General features: G+C 40.5%; 20 protein-coding genes and 3 tRNA genes. 5 read left to right on the forward strand and 18 right to left on the reverse strand.

Features of this window, described 5'->3' with window-relative positions:
• Positions 1–5: 5 nt before the first annotated feature.
• The 4 genes from O3598_RS07270 to hcp form a co-directional block, all read right to left on the reverse strand.
• Positions 6–1,418 (reverse strand): CCA tRNA nucleotidyltransferase, encoded by a 1,413-nt coding sequence (locus O3598_RS07270; protein ID WP_371452265.1) that lies wholly within the window; start codon positions 1,416–1,418, stop codon positions 6–8.
• A gap of 124 nt (positions 1,419–1,542) precedes the next feature.
• Complete coding sequence (sdaAA, locus tag O3598_RS07275; protein ID WP_016476490.1) at positions 1,543–2,415, reverse strand: L-serine ammonia-lyase, iron-sulfur-dependent, subunit alpha; 873 nt, start codon at positions 2,413–2,415, stop codon at positions 1,543–1,545.
• A gap of 9 nt (positions 2,416–2,424) precedes the next feature.
• Positions 2,425–3,087, reverse strand: coding sequence for an L-serine ammonia-lyase, iron-sulfur-dependent subunit beta (sdaAB, locus tag O3598_RS07280; RefSeq protein WP_005377063.1), 663 nt, complete (start codon positions 3,085–3,087; stop codon positions 2,425–2,427).
• 328 nt (positions 3,088–3,415) lie between these two features.
• Positions 3,416–4,981 (reverse strand): hydroxylamine reductase, encoded by a 1,566-nt coding sequence (gene hcp / locus O3598_RS07285; protein WP_005377073.1) that lies wholly within the window; start codon positions 4,979–4,981, stop codon positions 3,416–3,418.
• A 315-nt stretch (positions 4,982–5,296) separates the two neighbouring features.
• On the opposite strand from hcp, the gene O3598_RS07290 reads away from it, so the two are divergent.
• Positions 5,297–6,022 carry a Crp/Fnr family transcriptional regulator gene (locus O3598_RS07290; protein WP_316586785.1) on the forward strand — a complete coding sequence of 242 codons (726 nt, stop codon included), beginning with the start codon at positions 5,297–5,299 and terminating at the stop codon, positions 6,020–6,022.
• 70 nt (positions 6,023–6,092) lie between these two features.
• Here O3598_RS07290 and O3598_RS07295 read toward each other — a convergent pair whose 3' ends face one another.
• From O3598_RS07295 to O3598_RS07310, 4 genes are all read right to left on the reverse strand, one after another.
• Positions 6,093–7,685, reverse strand: coding sequence for an LPO_1073/Vpar_1526 family protein (locus tag O3598_RS07295; RefSeq protein ID WP_371452267.1), 1,593 nt, complete (start codon positions 7,683–7,685; stop codon positions 6,093–6,095).
• A 12-nt stretch (positions 7,686–7,697) separates the two neighbouring features.
• Positions 7,698–8,249, reverse strand: a complete 552-nt coding sequence (locus O3598_RS07300) for a TIGR01440 family protein (RefSeq protein WP_005377059.1) — start codon at positions 8,247–8,249, stop codon at positions 7,698–7,700.
• A 189-nt stretch (positions 8,250–8,438) separates the two neighbouring features.
• Positions 8,439–8,999, reverse strand: a complete 561-nt coding sequence (locus tag O3598_RS07305) for a Fe-S-containing hydro-lyase (RefSeq protein WP_005377058.1) — start codon at positions 8,997–8,999, stop codon at positions 8,439–8,441.
• Between the two features lie 19 nt (positions 9,000–9,018).
• Positions 9,019–9,861 (reverse strand): fumarate hydratase, encoded by an 843-nt coding sequence (locus tag O3598_RS07310; protein ID WP_005377154.1) that lies wholly within the window; start codon positions 9,859–9,861, stop codon positions 9,019–9,021.
• A gap of 659 nt (positions 9,862–10,520) precedes the next feature.
• Here O3598_RS07310 and O3598_RS07315 point away from each other — a divergent pair.
• The 4 genes from O3598_RS07315 (at position 10,521) to O3598_RS07330 (ending at position 11,704) form a co-directional block, all read left to right on the forward strand.
• Positions 10,521–10,596, forward strand: a tRNA-Asn gene (locus O3598_RS07315).
• A gap of 5 nt (positions 10,597–10,601) precedes the next feature.
• Positions 10,602–10,676 (forward strand) — tRNA-Glu (locus O3598_RS07320).
• A 3-nt stretch (positions 10,677–10,679) separates the two neighbouring features.
• Positions 10,680–10,755: transfer RNA gene (locus O3598_RS07325), tRNA-Val, on the forward strand.
• A gap of 97 nt (positions 10,756–10,852) precedes the next feature.
• Positions 10,853–11,704 (forward strand): hypothetical protein, encoded by an 852-nt coding sequence (locus O3598_RS07330; RefSeq protein WP_323725064.1) that lies wholly within the window; start codon positions 10,853–10,855, stop codon positions 11,702–11,704.
• 125 nt (positions 11,705–11,829) lie between these two features.
• Here the strand turns inward: O3598_RS07330 and atpC are convergent, their stop codons facing one another.
• From atpC to O3598_RS07380, 10 genes are all read right to left on the reverse strand, one after another.
• A complete protein-coding gene (atpC, locus tag O3598_RS07335) occupies positions 11,830–12,237 on the reverse strand; it encodes an ATP synthase F1 subunit epsilon (protein ID WP_005377150.1) in 408 nt (135 codons plus the stop codon).
• Between the two features lie 3 nt (positions 12,238–12,240).
• Entirely contained in the window at positions 12,241–13,665 is a 1,425-nt protein-coding gene (gene atpD / locus O3598_RS07340) for a F0F1 ATP synthase subunit beta (protein ID WP_005381589.1), read from the reverse strand.
• A gap of 18 nt (positions 13,666–13,683) precedes the next feature.
• Positions 13,684–14,538 (reverse strand): ATP synthase F1 subunit gamma, encoded by an 855-nt coding sequence (gene atpG / locus O3598_RS07345; RefSeq protein ID WP_005377005.1) that lies wholly within the window; start codon positions 14,536–14,538, stop codon positions 13,684–13,686.
• 3 nt (positions 14,539–14,541) lie between these two features.
• Positions 14,542–16,080: a F0F1 ATP synthase subunit alpha gene (gene atpA, locus O3598_RS07350; RefSeq protein WP_005377173.1), complete on the reverse strand. Its 1,539-nt coding sequence runs from the start codon at positions 16,078–16,080 to the stop codon at positions 14,542–14,544.
• A gap of 10 nt (positions 16,081–16,090) precedes the next feature.
• Positions 16,091–16,648 carry an ATP synthase F1 subunit delta gene (atpH, locus tag O3598_RS07355; RefSeq protein WP_287530415.1) on the reverse strand — a complete coding sequence of 186 codons (558 nt, stop codon included), beginning with the start codon at positions 16,646–16,648 and terminating at the stop codon, positions 16,091–16,093.
• 4 nt (positions 16,649–16,652) lie between these two features.
• Positions 16,653–17,150, reverse strand: a complete 498-nt coding sequence (gene atpF / locus O3598_RS07360; protein ID WP_005381595.1) for a F0F1 ATP synthase subunit B — start codon at positions 17,148–17,150, stop codon at positions 16,653–16,655.
• Between the two features lie 18 nt (positions 17,151–17,168).
• Positions 17,169–17,396, reverse strand: a complete 228-nt coding sequence (gene atpE, locus O3598_RS07365) for a F0F1 ATP synthase subunit C (RefSeq protein WP_005377043.1) — start codon at positions 17,394–17,396, stop codon at positions 17,169–17,171.
• A 19-nt stretch (positions 17,397–17,415) separates the two neighbouring features.
• On the reverse strand, positions 17,416–18,090 hold the full coding sequence (atpB, locus tag O3598_RS07370) for a F0F1 ATP synthase subunit A (protein WP_005377061.1): 675 nt from the start codon (positions 18,088–18,090) through the stop codon (positions 17,416–17,418).
• Between the two features lie 228 nt (positions 18,091–18,318).
• A complete protein-coding gene (locus O3598_RS07375; protein WP_005377033.1) occupies positions 18,319–18,681 on the reverse strand; it encodes a hypothetical protein in 363 nt (120 codons plus the stop codon).
• 10 nt (positions 18,682–18,691) lie between these two features.
• Complete coding sequence (locus O3598_RS07380) at positions 18,692–18,886, reverse strand: AtpZ/AtpI family protein (RefSeq protein WP_005377088.1); 195 nt, start codon at positions 18,884–18,886, stop codon at positions 18,692–18,694.

Raw genomic sequence — 18,886 nt, forward strand, 5'->3', positions numbered from 1 at the left:
ATATATTACTTCGATGACCTCTGCAACTTATGGATAAGCGCTTCATATAAATCATCCGGTGTATTGTTAACGACACCATTTTGCACCTGTTGCATCAAATATTGTAACCCTTTCGCTACATTATCGCCACAGGCTTCTAGAACGCGCTTGTCATAGTTCAAATCTTTTGTATGTACAGGCATTTCTAGGCTTAAATCAGCCATGCAATCCCCGAACGCCAATGTACCATCAGTAACGGAATATGGCTTACCACAACCAAGGACGTCGGCCGCACAAACCTTCGCCAATTGCAACCATGCTTCCCGCATACTTTGACTATCTCTAAACTCGCCACTTCGAATTTCCTTGCGCATCCATTTTTTCTCATCTGCCTCTTCATTTTGCACGAAGAAATGAAAGCGCATGTGATTTTTAACAATCCACGAAACGCGACTAGCAAATTTCTTATTATAGCCGAGACGAATCAATAGGTCATAGGCCATCTCTGCGCCTAGATTATCATGGCCTCGGTCGGTGTAGCGTCCATTGATAACTTGCCTAATGGTAGGCATTCCCTTTGCCACATCATGTAATAGGGCGCCCCAACGAAGGGTTAAATCAGGTTCCGTTTCTGAAACGACAGCCAATGTATGATACCATCCATCAAATTCGTGAAACGCCTTTTCTTGAGGCAATCCCACCAAATGATATAGCTCTGGCAATATAGGAACCTCTTTAATTGCCCCATTTTCAACGACGCGGCACGAACATTCTGCCAAGCGAGATTGGACGAGTACATCTAGCCCTTTTGCAACCGCTGGTTCCAATAATAACCGGTCTAATTCATTGCGCACTCGTTCTAGTGAAAGCCCCGATACACGGTGGAATGCTTTTGGCATGGCCTCTAATAGGGATTTATCCGGAAGAAAATCGAGTTTTGCAACGAATCGGCAAGCTCTAAATAATCGCAGTGCATCCTCTTGGAACCGTTCCGTTGGATTCCCGATGGTGCGCAAAACCTTATGTTTAATATCTCGGCGTCCACCGACTAGGTCGATAACCTCTTTATAGCGATTCATCGCCATACCATTAACGGTAAAATCGCGACGTTTTACATCTTCTTCGAGCGTATCTGCATAGATGACTTCTTCAGGGCGATGGCTATCTGCCCCATATCGTTCCTTGCGATACGTAGCCACTTCATAATGTTTTCCATCTACAATGGCCACTACCACACCGAAGGACTTACCTATGATGCCTGTGGTTTCAATATTCGCATCACCTAAAACAGAGATGACCTGTTCAGGTCGGGCAGATGTAACGATATCAAAATCGTGTGGCTTTACATGCATGAGCATATCTCGCACAGCGCCGCCAATAATGAAAGCCTCAAAGCCCGCTTCTTCTAAAATTGTCAGCAAACGTATAGCTTGTTCCATACATCTACCCTCCCTTCTATTTATCTTTTTATTGTACTACAAATAGGGTTATGAAAAAAGGCTCACATACTATAAGCACATTGCAGATTATGCTCATAATAGTGAACCTTTTGTATATATGTAATTATAGTGAACAAACTTTCTCCGCTATGGCAAGACCTGTTTGAGTGACGGCTAAGCCACCATCACTTGTTTCGCGAAGGGCTGCAGGCATAGCGCGGCCAATATTATTCATAGCCTCAATTACCTCATCGGTAGGAATTTGGCTTTCAATACCAGCTAAAGCAAGTTCAGCCGCTGTAATGGCATGAACGGCATACACGCCATTCCGTTTCACACAGGGCACCTCAACAAGACCTGCCACAGGATCACACGCAAGGCCTAGTAAATTTTTCATACACAATGACACGGCATGCCCGACCTGACGAGCAGTACCGCCCATCATTTCTACAATGGCAGCTGCCGCCATACATGCAGCTGTACCAATCTCAGCTTGACAGCCACCGACCGCACCGGCTACACAAGCGCGATTAGCAACCACATTCCCTACGCCTGATGCGGCAAGGAACCCTTTCACCAAGACATCTCTATCTAGTTTGTATTGCTCAGCCACGGCCTGAATGGCGCCAGGCATAACGCCACAAGAACCCGCCGTTGGACAAGCCACAATTCTGAACATTTTCGCATTAGCTTCGTTGACCGCAATAGCATAAGACATCGCCTTATAAGCAGTTTCACTCATGAATAATGGTTTCCGTTCCATTAAACGAGCCGCATCTCCACCAGACATATTGGATTGAGTCCGCTGTAAATGACGCATACCATCGTGAATGGAGGCCTCAAAAATACTTAATCGATGCTTAATTTCTTTAACGATTTCCTTTTCACTACGATCATACTGTTCTAGCTCACTGCGCATTACCACATCACCAAAAGATATGTTATTCTCTTCGCTAAGGCGGATAATATCAGCTATCGTTTCATATTCGTAACTCATCATATCCTCCTATAGGGCCTCAAAGGTCATCACATCTTGGATGCCTGGGCATTCACGCATAAATTGTACTGTAATAGGGTTTACAACGGAATCTGTAGTAATCACCATAACCGCGTCCTTGTATTTACCCTTTCTAAACACGCGCATGGACGCAATGTTGATATCCGATTCACTCAAGGCCTGACTAATAAGAGAAATTGCACCTGGTCTATCCTCATGGAATACAACAAGAGTAAATTCATCGCCCGTAATGGACATATCATTGCCATCAACCTCGGTGATCATGATTTGACCACCACCAATCGAACGACCTACAACGGACATATGACGATTATGGTCGCCGTATAAATCAAACTTAACTACATTCGGATGTCCTATATCGAGTGGTGATTCGATGAAAGTATAGTCTAAACCTGCTTCATCAGCGAGTTCCTTTGCATTGCGGATGCGTTTATCATCCTCTTTAAAGCCTAATAAACCACCTAATAAGGCACGATCTGTACCATGCCCCTTATATGTTTTTGCAAACGACCCATACAAGGTCATTTCAACCTTCTTCGGCGTATTCCCAAATATACAACGAGCCATCTTGCCAAGCCGTGCTGCACCAGCGGTATGCGAACTAGATGGGCCAATCATAACAGGGCCGATAATATCAAAAATACTGTTCATAATGAACCTCTATGCATATATAAATAAAGATATAATCTAATTCTTATCTATAGTATAGCAATCAATATCGAGGCTTGTCTATATGCACAATAGAGGTATGTTTGTCCACTGTTGGCAAACATACCTCTATTCCATTAATTAACTATTAATATAACTCAGCCAAGAAAATAATCGCAAATCCCCATAGTACAACACCATATGTCGTATTTATTTTTACGACAAAAAAGGCTATACCATCCAAAGATGGCATAGCCTAATTTATATAGCAACAGCCCGAATCATATAAGAGAGAGGGGATTAAGGCCGCTGTTATCAGTTTTTAATCCGATTAGCCCAAGATAGCTTTCATATCAGCTTCTGGAGTTGTAATTGGATGTAATTGGAATTTTTCTACCAAAATGTTCAATACATTGCTGGAGAAGAATTTAGGCAAGGAAGGTCCGATGTAGATGTTGCGGATACCCAATGCCAACAATGTTAACAAGATACATACTGCTTTTTGTTCGTACCAGGACAATACCAATGTTAATGGCAAGTCGTTTACGTCACATTCAAATGCACCAGCCAAAGCTACTGCTACTTGAATAGCGGAGTAAGCATCGTTACATTGACCCATATCAAGGATACGAGGGATACCACCGATTTCACCGATGTTAAGGTCGTTGAAGCGGAATTTACCACAAGCCAATGTCAATACTACAGTATCATCTGGAGTTTGTTTTACGAATTCTGTGTAGTAGTTACGGCCTACTTTAGCACCGTCACAACCACCAACTAAGAAGAAGTGTTTGATTGCGCCAGCTTTTACAGCGTCGATTACTTTATCAGCAATACCCAATACTGTACCATGACCGAAACCAGTAGTTACTTCGTGACCACCGTTGATGCCAGTGAATTCTTGAGCTTCTTTGTAGCCGCCCAATTCGATTGCGCGTTCAATAACAGCGGAGAAGTCTTTAGTGCCATCAGCTTTTTCTTCTACGTGTGCACAGCCGTCGAAACCTACCATATCTGTAGTGAAGATATTAGCTCTGTAGTTTTCTTTTGGTGGCATAATGCAGTTTGTAGTGAACAAGAATGCGCCAGGAACGTCAACGAATTCTTTTTGTTGGTTTTGCCATGCAGTACCGAAGTTACCTTTCAATTGAGGATGTTTTTTCAATTCAGGGTAAGCGTGGCAAGGTAACATTTCACCATGAGTATAGATGTTTACGCCTTTACCATCTGTTTGTTCCAACAATTGGTTCAAGTCGTGAAGGTCATGACCAGTTACAACGATGAAAGGACCTGGTTCTACAGTCAAAGGTACTGTAGTTGGTACTGGAGTACCATATGTTTCAGTGTTAGCTTTATCAAGAATAGCCATGCATTTCAAGTTGATTTGGCCGAATTCCATCAACAAGTTCAACCATTCTTCAGCGCTATGGTCTTTAGCGAATTCTACCATGCCTTTGATGAACCAAGCATCAACTTCTGGATCATGGAAACCAAGGCGTGCAGCATGCCATGCATAAGCAGCCATACCACGCATACCTAACAATAATGTGGAACGAAGGGATACGATATCTTCTTCACCTTTCCACAATTGTTCCCAATCGAAGTTTTGAGCTGCGCTATCGATTTTTGCATGATAAGCGTTTACTTCGTCGATGAATTCTTGAACGCGGTCTTCAGAGAAGTTTACGTTTGTTACACACATGAACAAACCACGCATTAAATAGTCAACGCCTTCTTTAGTTTGGCCTTTTACGTCTAAAGCGCGTGCTAAACCAACTAAAGCAGCAGTTAATTCGTCTTGTAAATTAGCAACTGGTGCAGTTTTACCACATACACCTTGTACAGTACAGCCGCCTGGTGCTGCAGATTGTTCGCATTGATAACAGAACATGCTCATTTAAAAATCCTCCTTTGCGAGACTTCCTCGCATTCAAGCTAGATAATATAAAACCTATACATTACACTGATGAATTATCAGGTGTCTGATTGATTACATTGAAAGTATAACGTAAAGGTGATACAATTTCTGTAGCTTGAGCAACAATAAAAAAACTTTTTCAAAAATTTCCTGACTCTTCTTTTGGAACAGGCTGCTCACAAGAGCATATATAATTATTTTACAATACTCATTACAAATTACCTATAAAAAGCATCACACTATACGATGTATAATTCGGGCTAAAATAGCTATATACTATATTAGGAGGTACACATGATTAAACAAGTTCTATCCGATGACATTATCAAACAATACTTACCAATCTTAACAGCTTGCCCCCTATTCAACACATTGGGTATACCAGAATTAACGAGCTACTTACATAATGCAAAAGTAATTGTAAAGAATTATAAAAAGAACGACTTTATCGCTATTTCAGGAGATCCTATGGAAGGAATTGGCGTTATCTTGGAAGGCAGTGCTCTTCTTACGCGTGAAAATGTGCTAGGCCAACGAGTTATCATGGCCAATTTAGAGGCATCCTCTATTTTTGGGGAAGCCTTGCTATTTAGTAAGCATCCACTTTGGCCAGCCACCATAAAAGCATTAAAGCCAACAAAAATTATGTTTATACCACTCGAAACATTTATCGAAACATTACCGGATTGCCATCAATGCCAAACCAAAATCCTTTCTAATCTATTAGAGGATTTATCGGAAAAAGCATTGCTTCTTACCAAAAAAGTTCATTATTTAACATTAAAGGGCATGCGTGAAAAAATTTACGCATATCTTACAGATATATACACGATGCAACACAGTGAAAAACTGATGTTACCTCATAACCGTGAACAAATGGCGGAAGCTCTCAACGTTTCACGTACTGCGTTAAGCCGTGAGCTTGGAAGATTGCGCGACGAGGGTATCATTGAAATCAATGGCCGCCATGTGACATTATTAGACCCTCAACAAATTGTAGAATTTGGATTTAACAATTAAATACATCGTGCACGCAACACAAAACCGCCTAGGCATAGCCTTAGGCGGTTTATTGTATCTATGTATAGAATTAGAACCAATGAGATAAATCAAATTCTTCCCCAATGGTTGCTTTCACATGAGCTCGACCTAAATAGAGACCAAGTAATGTAAGAGAAATAGAACACATAGGACTTTCATCATAGACGCGAGCCAAATCAGAAAGAACCGGACTAATATCGTCCATGATTTGACGAGCCTCTTCCCCTCTAAATGCAGTAGGTTTACTCTTCATCAAAGCTATGAGATCACGTTGCACCATTGGATCAGAGATGCGAGCCTCTCTAAAGAAGCGTTGTGCCAAGGATTCATCGACGACAGCCAATTTATAAAGATTAGAGTTTAGGCTGCGCACCACAAATCGTGGATCTACGCCGCGGCCATCAGTAGCACGGAATAACTCTTCCTTTGTAAAGCCACGATAGTTAAATACAAACGGATAGGAATTACTCAATAATTGCGTCAATGTTACGGACTCACGTTCTTGCTGAGTACAACGTAAATAATCTAGCTGACGATAAAACGATGAGTCATGAGGCAAATCCGAAATAAATGGTTCGATATATTTTTCCACATAATGTTGGAAATGAATACGTCCATAGTTATTAGAATTACGAGAGTATTGTAATAATAATGTTAACGCCATCACTTGAAAGTGTCCTAATGTAAGATGGGGCAAAACGCGCAATGCATCAAAAGCTACTAAGTACGGTGTACTCGACTTAGGCGATTGAACCACATCGGAAAAGGCTTCTAGCGCAGCTGTTTTCATCCAAGTCGTTGGAGATCCTGCATAGGCTTTTTGCATAGCCAATAATGCTTCTTGAATTACGATATTTTGCAATAGTAATTTGACTTCGCTTAATTTCGTAATGCCTAAAACGGCTAATGCATCCCGCGTAATATCTGCAACGAATTGCATAGCATCACCATGAACGACACCGAAAGCATGAGCAAATGGTTCAATTGCAAGGGCTACGCGTTTATCCTCTTGTGCAGCCTGTGCCCATGGACCAATTGGTTCTGGCTCATCGTCTTCTTTGTTGGATAAATGTTCATTAATTTCATCGGCATTAAACATGCGTGTTTCTTCTAATGCAGATGGACCTTGTGGATTTACAACTTCACTATTTTCACTGCCAAACATCTGCGTTGCATCAGCATCAAAGCATCGTGTTTCGTCCATTACATCAGGAGACTCGCCTAATGCAATAGTATCCTCTGTAGAAGATTCAACAGCAGGAATTTCCATCGTTTTTTCTGTATCAGTCACTGCATCAATAGGTTCTGCAACAACGGGTTCTGTAACAATAGGTTCTGCGGTAACAGAATTCTCAAAATCATGTTGTTCTACAGGATTATGTAATTGAATAGCATCCTTACTAATAGATGTTCGTTCATCAACATGAGCCTCGTATACATCAACACCATCATGTGTTTCCCGAGGTGTTATATGAACCTTCTCTTGTTCATACAAACGCCCTGGACGTGATGTTTTTGGAGGCTTTGATATTACAGAATGCGCGTCACTGTTACTTTCACTTTTATTAAATACCGCATAGCATACTCCAAAGAAACCAAGTACGACAACGGCCAATACGACATATGGGATAAACGTTGACATTACATTCTCCTCTTATAATAATGCGTCATTATATACCGCACGGATACCGCCGATACTCTTAGGGCGAACACGACAAGCTGTCACATGAGCTTCCCCAATTTCTTTTAAGCTTAATCGTACAGGAACCGTTACATGTTTCATATGCATACCAATGAAAGTATCTCCTATATCGATTCCCGCATCTGCTTGTATAAATTCAACAATTACAGGATCCTTAAAGCGGTTATACGCAGTCATAGCCATAGCGCCACCAGCATGCAATTGAGGAACAACATTACATTCCTCTTCCCAAGTCATAGCCTCACGTTCCATTACAAGGGCTCTATTTAAATGTTCACAACATTGTACAGCAAGATATAAACCTCGTTCGCTAACGGCTTTATAAATCTCATCAAATACAACAGCTGCTACATCCTCATGAGAATCAGTGCCAATCTTTTTACCACAAATCTCACTTGTAGAACATCCCACTACAAATAGCTGTCCTTCGTGTACCTTTGCTACTGTTAAGAGTTCTTCCATAGCAGTATGTACTTCTTGTCTAATTGTTTCAATAGAATGCATGATATCGCCCCTTTTTAATATTCAAATCTATAAATATATTATCATAAATTATATGTCTTTTATAGACCAAACTATAGGACATATGCGTGAAATTCTTATGATAAATTAATCTATTGTATATGTTACTAGTTTGAAATACAAAAAAGAGGCTCGCTAAAGCAAGCCTCTTCCAATCACTCAGTGGTGATATTAGATTTTTCTGTAAGGTTTTTGGCCTTGTTCGTAGAAGTTGTTACCTTCAGTATCGCCAACTACGATGCAAGGGAAATCTTCAACTGTCAATTCAGCCAAAGCTTCTGGACCAAGTTCACCATAAGCAAGTACTTCGTATTTTTTGATGGATTTTGCAATCAATGCTGCAGCGCCACCAACTGCTGCGAAGTATGTGCAACCATTTTTCTTCATGGATTCGACTACTTCTGGTTTACGGGAACCTTTACCAATCATGCCTTTGATACCTTGGTCAAGCATTGTTGGTGTGTAAGCATCCATACGACCGGAAGTTGTAGGACCAGCGGAACCAATTGGATCACCAGGTTTTGCAGGTGTTGGTCCAAGATAATAAACGAATTTATTTGTCCAGTCGATTGGTAATTTTTCACCACGCGCTAAAGCTTCAGTCATAACTTTATGAGCAGCGTCACGAGCGGAGTAAATTTTACCAGTGATAAGAACGCTATCACCAACTTTTAATTTGCGGGAAAACTCTTCATTATATTCTTCAGTATTAATGCGAATTGATTCAGCCATTGTTTTTACCTCCTATCGATTAAAGTACTACGTGAGCATGACGAGCAGCATGGCACATGATAGTAACTGCAACAGGAAGACCTGCGATGTGAGTTGCACCCCATTCGATGTTTACACCGATACAAGTTGTAGTGCCACCCAATTGTGGTCCAATACCAGTTTTGTTAACCATTTCCATGATTTCTTCTTCTAATTTTGCATAGTCTGCATCTTTATGAGGTACGCTAATGTCACGAAGCAATGCTTTTTTGGACATAACAGCTGCTTGGTCCATAGTACCGCCAATACCAATGCCGAGTACAATTGGAGGGCATGGGTTAGGACCTGCATGTTTTACGATTTCAAGGACTGCATTTTTAACGCCTTCCACACCATCAGCAGGTACGAGCATAGCTACATCGGATTTATTTTCAGAACCGAAACCTTTTAATTCTACTTGAATATCTACTTTATCGCCAGGAACGATTTCAGTATAGATGATTGCAGGTGTGTTATTTTGTGTATTTTTACGATTGAACAATGGTTCAGCTACAACGGATTTACGAAGATAACCTTCAACATAACCAGCTGCAACACCAGCATTGATAGCTTCTGTAAGATCACCACCAACGAAATGAACATCTTGACCAACTTTTAAGAATACCATAGTCATACCAGTATCTTGGCAGTATGGACGATCTTCAGCATCAGCAATTTCTGCATTTTTGATGATTTGATCGAGAACGATGCAACCAACTGGAGACTCTTCTGTTTCACGGCCTTTTTTCAAGCCTTCATAGATGTCTTTTGGCAAGTGGTAAGCTGCGTCCATACACATTTGACGGACTGTTTTTGTGATTTCAGATACTTGAATCTCGCGCAAGATAATCCCTCCTCAGGAAAATAATTAGATATTAACTCTAATACAATGAGATACATTTATTCTCAAAGTGTTAAGCTAAGATTAACTCTATGACTCCATACTAGCACACTACCGAAGGCCTTTCAACGCTTTACCTATACAGTTTTCTCAATGAAATTTATCGATTTGATAATTATTTTCAATGATTAATTATACCTTTTTTATGCACTTTGATAATATTAAAAATAGTAGCTTAACTCCAATAAAAGGCTATATAACTGTAATAAATATCACATTATATTATTGTATATGGTTCGTTTCCAATCAATATGTGTTCTAACCATAAAATATATTGCTTTCTTTAATGAGATTATCTATCATTTTTATATAAAAAGATTTTAATTATGAGTATGTATAACGATTATCTTCAATACAATTAATTTACTAACTCCCCTATTCATCAAGGAGTTCATATACACAAAAACACGCTTAATTAGTGGATTTCTCACCAATATATATAATTATCGTTTTTTATGACTATCTCATCAAATTATTTTATCATTCCTCAAGCTCTGTCTATTATGTGTTTTAGTTATAGCATATGCTAAAAATTTTTAACTTTTTATAACATTTCCCCTTGCTATTATCGATATGTTCCTTTATAATAATCACTATATTATTCCTCGATAGCTCAGTTGGTAGAGCAATCGGCTGTTAACCGATCGGTCGTAGGTTCGAGTCCTACTCGGGGAGCCAATATTGGCCCGTTGGTCAAGCGGTTAAGACACCGCCCTTTCACGGCGGTATCCCGGGTTCGATTCCCGGACGGGTCACCACATGGACGATTAGCTCAGCTGGGAGAGCGCCTGCCTTACAAGCAGGATGTCGGCAGTTCGATCCTGTCATCGTCCACCACAGTAAGAAGCAAGCTGACGCTTGCTTCTTTTTTATTGCAACTATGGTATACTGTAAGATATAGTTTTGATTATATTTATATCAAGGAGAGTCGAATATGAACTTTAGAGAAGCAACCATGCGTATCAGTTTTTGTCTCGCCTTAGCATTTGTTTCAACTTTCACAATCGCTAATGCAGCAAATGTAGATGCTCAAACTACAAAAGCCCGTTCTATTCCTATTGCGCCAGTAAAGATCATCCCTGATCCTGGCACTATCAAAACGTCGCCGATTCAAATTACTTCGACCACGTCAAATACACCATCTACAGTGGGAAAGGCTAACTACGATGGCCATTTAGACAATTTCCCATCTCGCAAGGTAACACTTGTAGTACCAACAACATTGCGCAATGAAAATACGGCTGCCTTTGGTAAATATTTATCCGATTCAGTGGCAAATGTCTTGCGCTATCCATACTATGATACAACTGTAGTAAGCACCAACACACCATTAGCACAAATCACAGCCGTTGATTTAGCCGAAGTAGCAGCATCACAACATTCCGAAATTGTCATTATGCCTGTGCCAATGCAAGACATATATGTACAATTACCAACGTCCTATCTCAGCCAATACTATCATGATGATAGCGACGACATTCACATTCAAGCTAAAGTATCTGCTATGATTTATTTCTACGATACTAATGAAGGTATCGTTCACACTATCCGTAGTGGTTTTAACCAAATCGATGATACCTTGACTATGCCAACACATAAATCCATATGGAATAAAGTCATAAAAGACTTACTTGAACAATTACCATATAAACGTGTTCCAACAGATCGAGATCGTTATCAAGCTCCTGGTATTAATGCAGAAATGCCAGTTGTTCCAGACTATGAATTTCAAGTAGAACAACCAAAAAGTACAGCTTACTCTCTAAAAGGTGTTAGTGTATTATAATTCAAAACAATGCAACAGCAAAAGGGTGTCACCCACATGGGTGACACCCTTTTTGCGTATACAAGCAAATAAGGAGTACTACAAGAGTACTCCTTATTTACCAAGGCTATATCAATGTATAACTACTATATGCGTTGTGTTACCTTTAAACGAAGTAATGCCCGAGCTAAGGCGAGTTCAGCACGCTCTACATCTATATCAGGTGTAGGGTTAGACAAACGGCCTTCAGCGCGTTCTTTTGCTCGTTTCGCGCGATCGATATCGATGGTTTCTGGGCTTTCACAATTAGGTGTTACAATGCTCACCTTGTTATGTTCAATTTCAACAAAGCCCCCGAAAACAGCAAATGTATGCTGTTGTCCATCAGGATTATCGACACGTAAAGGGGCTATATCTAGGGCAATAATCATAGGTGCATGATTAGGCAATACACCAAATTCGCCATCGATAGCATGCCCTACGAAAAAGTCAGCCTTACCATCATATACAATCGCATCAGGTGTTATTATCGTTAGGGTCATAGGTTCCGCCATGGATTATTCCCCCTTCTCTTGCATTTCCTTTGCTTTTGCAACGGCTTCATCAATGGTACCAACCATATAGAATGCGCCTTCTGGTAAATCATCATGTTTACCATCAAGGATTTCTTTAAAGCCACGCAATGTTTCTTGTAATGGTACATATTTACCAGGAGAACCGGTAAATACTTCTGCTACGAAGAATGGTTGACTTAAGAAACGTTGAATTTTACGAGCTCGAGATACAGTTAACTTATCTTCATCAGATAATTCTTCCATACCTAGAATTGCGATGATATCTTGTAAGTCGCGATATTTTTGCAACACTTCTTGAACGCCACGAGCCACGTTATAATGTTCATCCCCAAGTACATGAGGGTCCAAAATACGGCTTGTAGAATCAAGTGGATCTACGGCAGGATAAATACCAAGTTCCGCGATGGAACGAGACAATACTGTTGTTGCATCCAAGTGAGCAAATGTAGCTGCTGGTGCAGGGTCAGTCAAGTCATCGGCAGGTACGTATACGGCTTGTACAGACGTAATGGAACCTTCTTTTGTAGATGTAATACGTTCTTGTAAGGCACCTACGTCATTTGCCAATGTAGGTTGATAACCTACAGCAGATGGCATACGACCTAAAAGAGCAGATACTTCGGAACCAGCTTGAATAAAACGGAAGATGTTATCGATAAACAAGAGCACGTCTTGTTTCTTCACATCACGGAAATATTCAGCCATTGTAAGACCTGTCAAACCAACGCGCATACGAGCCCCTGGTGGCTCATTCATTTGTCCATATACCAAGGCTGTTTTATTAATAACGCCGGATTCCTTCATTTCGTTCCAAAGGTCATTACCTTCACGAGTACGTTCACCTACGCCAGAGAATACGGAATAGCCACCATGTTCTGTGGCAACATTGTGAATCAATTCCATAATCAATACAGTTTTCCCTACGCCGGCACCGCCGAACAAACCGATTTTACCACCTTTTACGTATGGTGCGATCAAGTCTACGACTTTGATACCCGTTTCAAGAATTTGTGTATCTGGTGAAAGGTCATCAAATTTAGGTGCTGGACGATGGATAGGCCACATTTCATCTGCTACTACAGGAGCTGAATCATGGTCTACGGTTTCACCCAACACATTAAAGATACGACCCAATACGCCTTCACCAACCGGTACGGAGATTGCAGCACCAGTGTCTTCTGCTTCCATACCACGGGTCATACCATCAGTAGAACTCATAGCAACGCAACGAACCATATCGTCCCCTAAGTGTTGCATAACTTCTACTACAATTTTTTGTCTATCGTGCGCTTTATGGTCATGGTAGATGTGAATGGCGTTATAGATAGCTGGTAAATGACCAGCTTCAAAACGCACGTCTACAACTGGGCCGATGACCTGCACCACTTTCCCAATATTATTACTCATTAAGAGGTCTCTCCTTATCTATTGCAAGGCATTGGCACCGCCAACAATTTCAGAAATTTCATTCGTAATACTGGATTGACGTAATTTATTATATTCAAGCCCTAAGGAACTGATGAGATCCCCAGCATTATCAGTAGCAGATGTCATAGCTGTCATACGAGCACCTAATTCACTTGCCGCCGCTTGTAATAATCCATTATATACGGTAATTTCTAAATATTTTGGTAATAATGCATCCAGAACTGCTGCAGGGTCCGGCATAAATTCATACTCTTCGCCCTTTACTTCATCATCTGGTTGCTCTAACGGTAGAATGCACTCTGCCTGTGCAATTTGCGTCATAGAATTTACAAAGCGCGTATAAATCATGATAACTTCGTCAACTTCATGACGTTCATATAATGAAAGTGCATGATCCATAATATGTCGCGCATGTTCGTAACTCGGTTTATCGGAAAAACCACTGTACGATTGATCAATATGATAGTTACGAGATTTTAAACTATCCTTTGGTTTTCGCCCAGCTGTAATGAGGCAATATTCATCAGGTGTTTTTTGACCGATTTGTTCTATTGCCAATTTTAATACGTTAGACGAATAGGCGCCTGCAAGACCCTTGTCAGCACCGATAACGATATAACAAGTCCGTTTTACAGGTCTACTTTCAAGTAGAGGACTTACATAATCTCGTAAATCACTAGTGGAGATATGACGCAAGATTTGCCCTATTTTTTCTGCGTATGGCCGCGTTGCATCAGCTTTTGCTTGAGCCCTACGAAGACGAGCAGAAGCTACCATCTTCATCGCTTTTGTTATTTGTTGCGTATTAGTAACACTCTTTATACGCTTTCGCAAATCTTGTGCACTAGCCATACATTACGCCTCCTTACGGGAAACTAATGTATGTGTAGCACCAAAGGCTTCTACACATTCTGGAATAGCTTGTTTTAACAAGTTTTCTGTTGCTTCATCAAGTTTATTTGTGCTTTCAATATTGCTGATAATTTCAGGATAATTTGCACGAATAAAACGTAATAATTCCGCTTCGAATGCCAACACATCAGCTACTTGAATGCTAGCTAAGTATCCCTTAGTACCAGCATATAGGTTAATAACCATTTCAGCTACACTCATTGGCTCATATTGACCTTGTTTCAACATTTCAGTCAATCGTTCACCACGATCTAATTGTGCTTTTGTGGCTGCATCAAGATCAGACCCGAACTGAGCAAATGCTGCTAATTCACGATATTGTGCAAGGTCCAAACGCAATTGACCAGCTACTTGTTTCATCGCTTTAGTTTGCGCACTACCACCTACACGAGATACGGACAAACCTACGTCAACAGCAGGACGGATACCGGAGTAGAACATATCTGTGCCCAAGAAAATTTGACCATCAGTAATGGAAATTACGTTTGTTGGGATATAAGCAGATACGTCACCAGCTTGCGTTTCAATGATTGGCAACGCTGTAATAGAGCCGCCACCAAGTTCTGGTGAAAGTTTAGCAGCACGTTCCAATAGACGGCTATGTAAGTAGAATACGTCCCCTGGATACGCTTCACGCCCTGGTGGACGACGTAATAATAGAGACATAGCGCGATATGCAGCCGCTTGTTTTGTTAAATCATCATATACGCAGAGTACATGTTTTCCTTTGTACATAAAGTATTCGCCCATTGCAACACCTGCATATGGAGCAATGTATTGAAGTGGAGCGCCTGTGGAAGCACTCGCAGAAACGACGATTGTGTAATCCAATGCGCCTGTTTCTTCTAATTTTTGTACTACACGAGCTACGGTAGATTCTTTTTGACCAATCGCTACATAGATACAAATTACATCTTTACCCTTTTGGTTGATGATTGTATCAAGAGCAATTGCAGTTTTACCTGTACCACGGTCACCAATGATAAGCTCACGTTGACCACGACCAATTGGTACCATCGCATCGATAGCTTTCAAACCTGTTTGCAAAGGTTCGTTTACAGATTGACGATCCGCAATACCAGGTGCTGGATGTTCTACAGGACGACGTTCTGTCGCTTGAATAGCACCCTTGCCATCGATAGGTTGCCCCAACGGATTAACTACGCGACCAATAAGGGCATCCCCTACTGGTACGTCCATGATTTTGCCAGTACGGCGTACTTCATCGCCTTCTTTAATCAAGAAGTCGTCACCAAGTAGTACGGCACCAACATTGTCTAATTCTAAGTTCAAAACCAGGCCATATACGCCGTGTGGTAATTCTAACAATTCACCGGCCATGGCTCTTTCAAGACCATAAATATGGGCGATGCCATCCCCTACGTCGAGGACAGTACCCACGTCATCGACATTAAGGTCAACATCATAGTCCTGAATCTGCTGTTTGATTATAGCAGTGATTTCTTCAGGCTTCATTTTCATATATACCCATTCACCCCAATCTAATAGAGTCAGTTCGTACTAACGTTTTTTTCAATTCGTCTAAGCGACGTGCAATCGATCCATCAATGCGTTTATCACCGATTTGAATGATAATACCACCCATGATTCTAGGGTCTTGACGCACCGATACAATGACATCCTTGCCGGTCATCGCTTGTAATTTAGCTTGTACATCATCACGCAATGTATCAGTTAATGGTTCTGCTACAGTTACAATTGCTTCTAAAATACCTCGTGCTTCGCGAGATTTTTTTATGAAAGCTCTAATTGTATCTGGCAAATAACGATATCTGCCACGTTTAACCATAACATACATGAAATGAAGTACTGTCTTTTCTACAGCAGTGCCAAAGACCTTTCCAAGTAGAGAAATCTTTGCATCTGCTTCCACAATAGGATTATTAATAAACCCTACCAATTCTGGTTGTTCATTAAGAACAGAGGCCACATATAAAAGATTTTCTTCTGTAGTCACTAAATTACCTTGTTCTTGAGCTAGCTCTAACATAGCTGAACTGTATTTATCTGCTACAATTTCTGTGCTCATAATATCACAACCCTATCGTTTTACTATCAAGTTTCGCAATAGCGTCTTCAATTAATTTTGTATTAGTTTCGCTGTCCATATCTTTTGCCACAACCTTAGTCGCCATTGCAACAGATAAGGAAATAACTTCGTTACGCAAATTATTCATAGCACGATCACGTTCGTTTACGATATCTTGACGAGCTCGTTCTTTTTCACGTTCAATTTGTTCACGAGCCGCTGCCAATTGTTCACGCGTAGTCGCTTCTGCTTGTTGCACTGCCTTTTCAACGATTTGTTGAGCCTCTTGACGTGCATTCGCTATTTGCGCAGCATAATCAGCTTTGAATTGTTCCGCTTCATTACGAGCAGCTTGAGCATCTGCTAAGTCCTTAGCAATGCGTTCTTTACGCTCTTGCATCATAGAAACCAATGGTTTATATGCAAAACGGGCCAAAATCCAAACTAATATAAAAAAGTTTAGCATTTGAGCAAGAATTGTCCCTAGCGTTAAATCTACCAAGGTCGTTCCTCCTCGCTATTATCTGAACAATAAAATGAAAGCAACTACTACGCCGATGATAGGCATAGCTTCGATTAAGCCGATAGCTACGAACATTGTGGACATTAATTGACCGCGCAATTCAGGTTGACGTGTAATACCTTCAATAACTTTACTAGCTACCATGCCGTCACCAATACCTGCCGCGATAGCACCACAACCTACTGCGATTGCCGCAGCTAATGCGAATAAACCTTGAACTTCCATAATAAATCCTCCATTAAAATTAGTGTTCTTCACTTAATGCCATACCTAAATAGTTGGCTGTTAGAACTGTAAAAATAAAAGCTTGAATAATACCAATAAATAAACTAAAAGCAATCCAAACCCATGGTACAGGTACGAACCAAGGCAAATTATAAAGGATTTCCAATAAAATTTCGCCAGCTACAATATTACCAAATAGACGGAAAGCTAATGTGATAGGTTTTGCTATTTCTTCAAATATGTTTAGAACTAGCATAGCCTTATAAGGCTGTAAGAAATGATTAAAATAAGATAAGCCTTTTACTTTAATCCCCATTCCCCAAACTATAAAGCTACTGCACAATGCGAGTGCTGCTGTTGTATTAATATCCGCCGTAGGCGAAGTAACAGCATGTAGCGTTGGCAATAAACCAAGCTCATTACCAACAAAGATAAATAAGAAGAATGTGAATAACAATGAACTCACCATCGGCCAGTGTTTCCCAAGCGTTGGCGATAATTGACCTTCTAATGCTTCCAATATAGTTTCCACTACATTTTGAACACCCGAAGGCACTAATGCTCGATTTCGCGTAGCAAGCACGGAAATGATGATGACGATCGCCATCGTAATCCACGTAGCAATTAAGGTATCGATGTTAAACGATAAACCTAGCCACTGTACTACTTGATGGTGACCTGCATGCAGTTCCACAGACTCAACCCCTTTCTCACGTAGCAATATAAATTTTATATATATCCATATAATATATATCTATGTATTATCATACCTCTTTATAGGTATATAATCAACACTTCTGGAGTAAACAATTCGTGATTTACATATTAAAAATGCATTTTATGCATTTAAAATTCATAATAGGAATGTAATTAACCCTTATTTCATGCGATTTAGTCCTATCGCCCAATGCAATAAATTTTATTACTTACTTAATCGCCAAAACACGATATACAATACAGGCTGTATAAGTACAACTGAAATCAATAAACTTTCAGCTCGTACACCAGGTATTTGCAATCCTATAACTACGAAGGCGCCAATCAGAGCCAATCGCCACATCATTTGACGTCGCGCCTTAGCTACAGCCTGGTGTGGATTGCCATATGCTAGCCCTTTATTATGTAGACCTAACAGTACTAAATAAACCATCATAGTCAACATGCCCCATAACCAACCGAGCACGTACTGATTCCAGCCCACAATATATTGGACAAGTAGACCTAAAAAGGTAACAAAAAAACAGGCCCATAGCACATGACGTATGAATTTAATATATTGATTCATAAATACCTCACTATTTAACCTGTTTATATAACATATAAAAGCCTGTTAGGGCACCGATTAATCCAAGAATAACCATGCATAATGGCATGGTATCCATCCATGTATCCAGTTTATATCCTATCCAGATAAATCCACCGATACAAAATAAAAGGGTCAGCCCTGCCGATGTAGCCATCGCCAGAGCTTTCACCATATCCTTGTCCAT

Source organism: Veillonella atypica (genome assembly GCF_041431435.1).
In the GTDB taxonomy this organism is placed as follows: Bacteria; Bacillota; Negativicutes; order Veillonellales; family Veillonellaceae; genus Veillonella; species Veillonella atypica.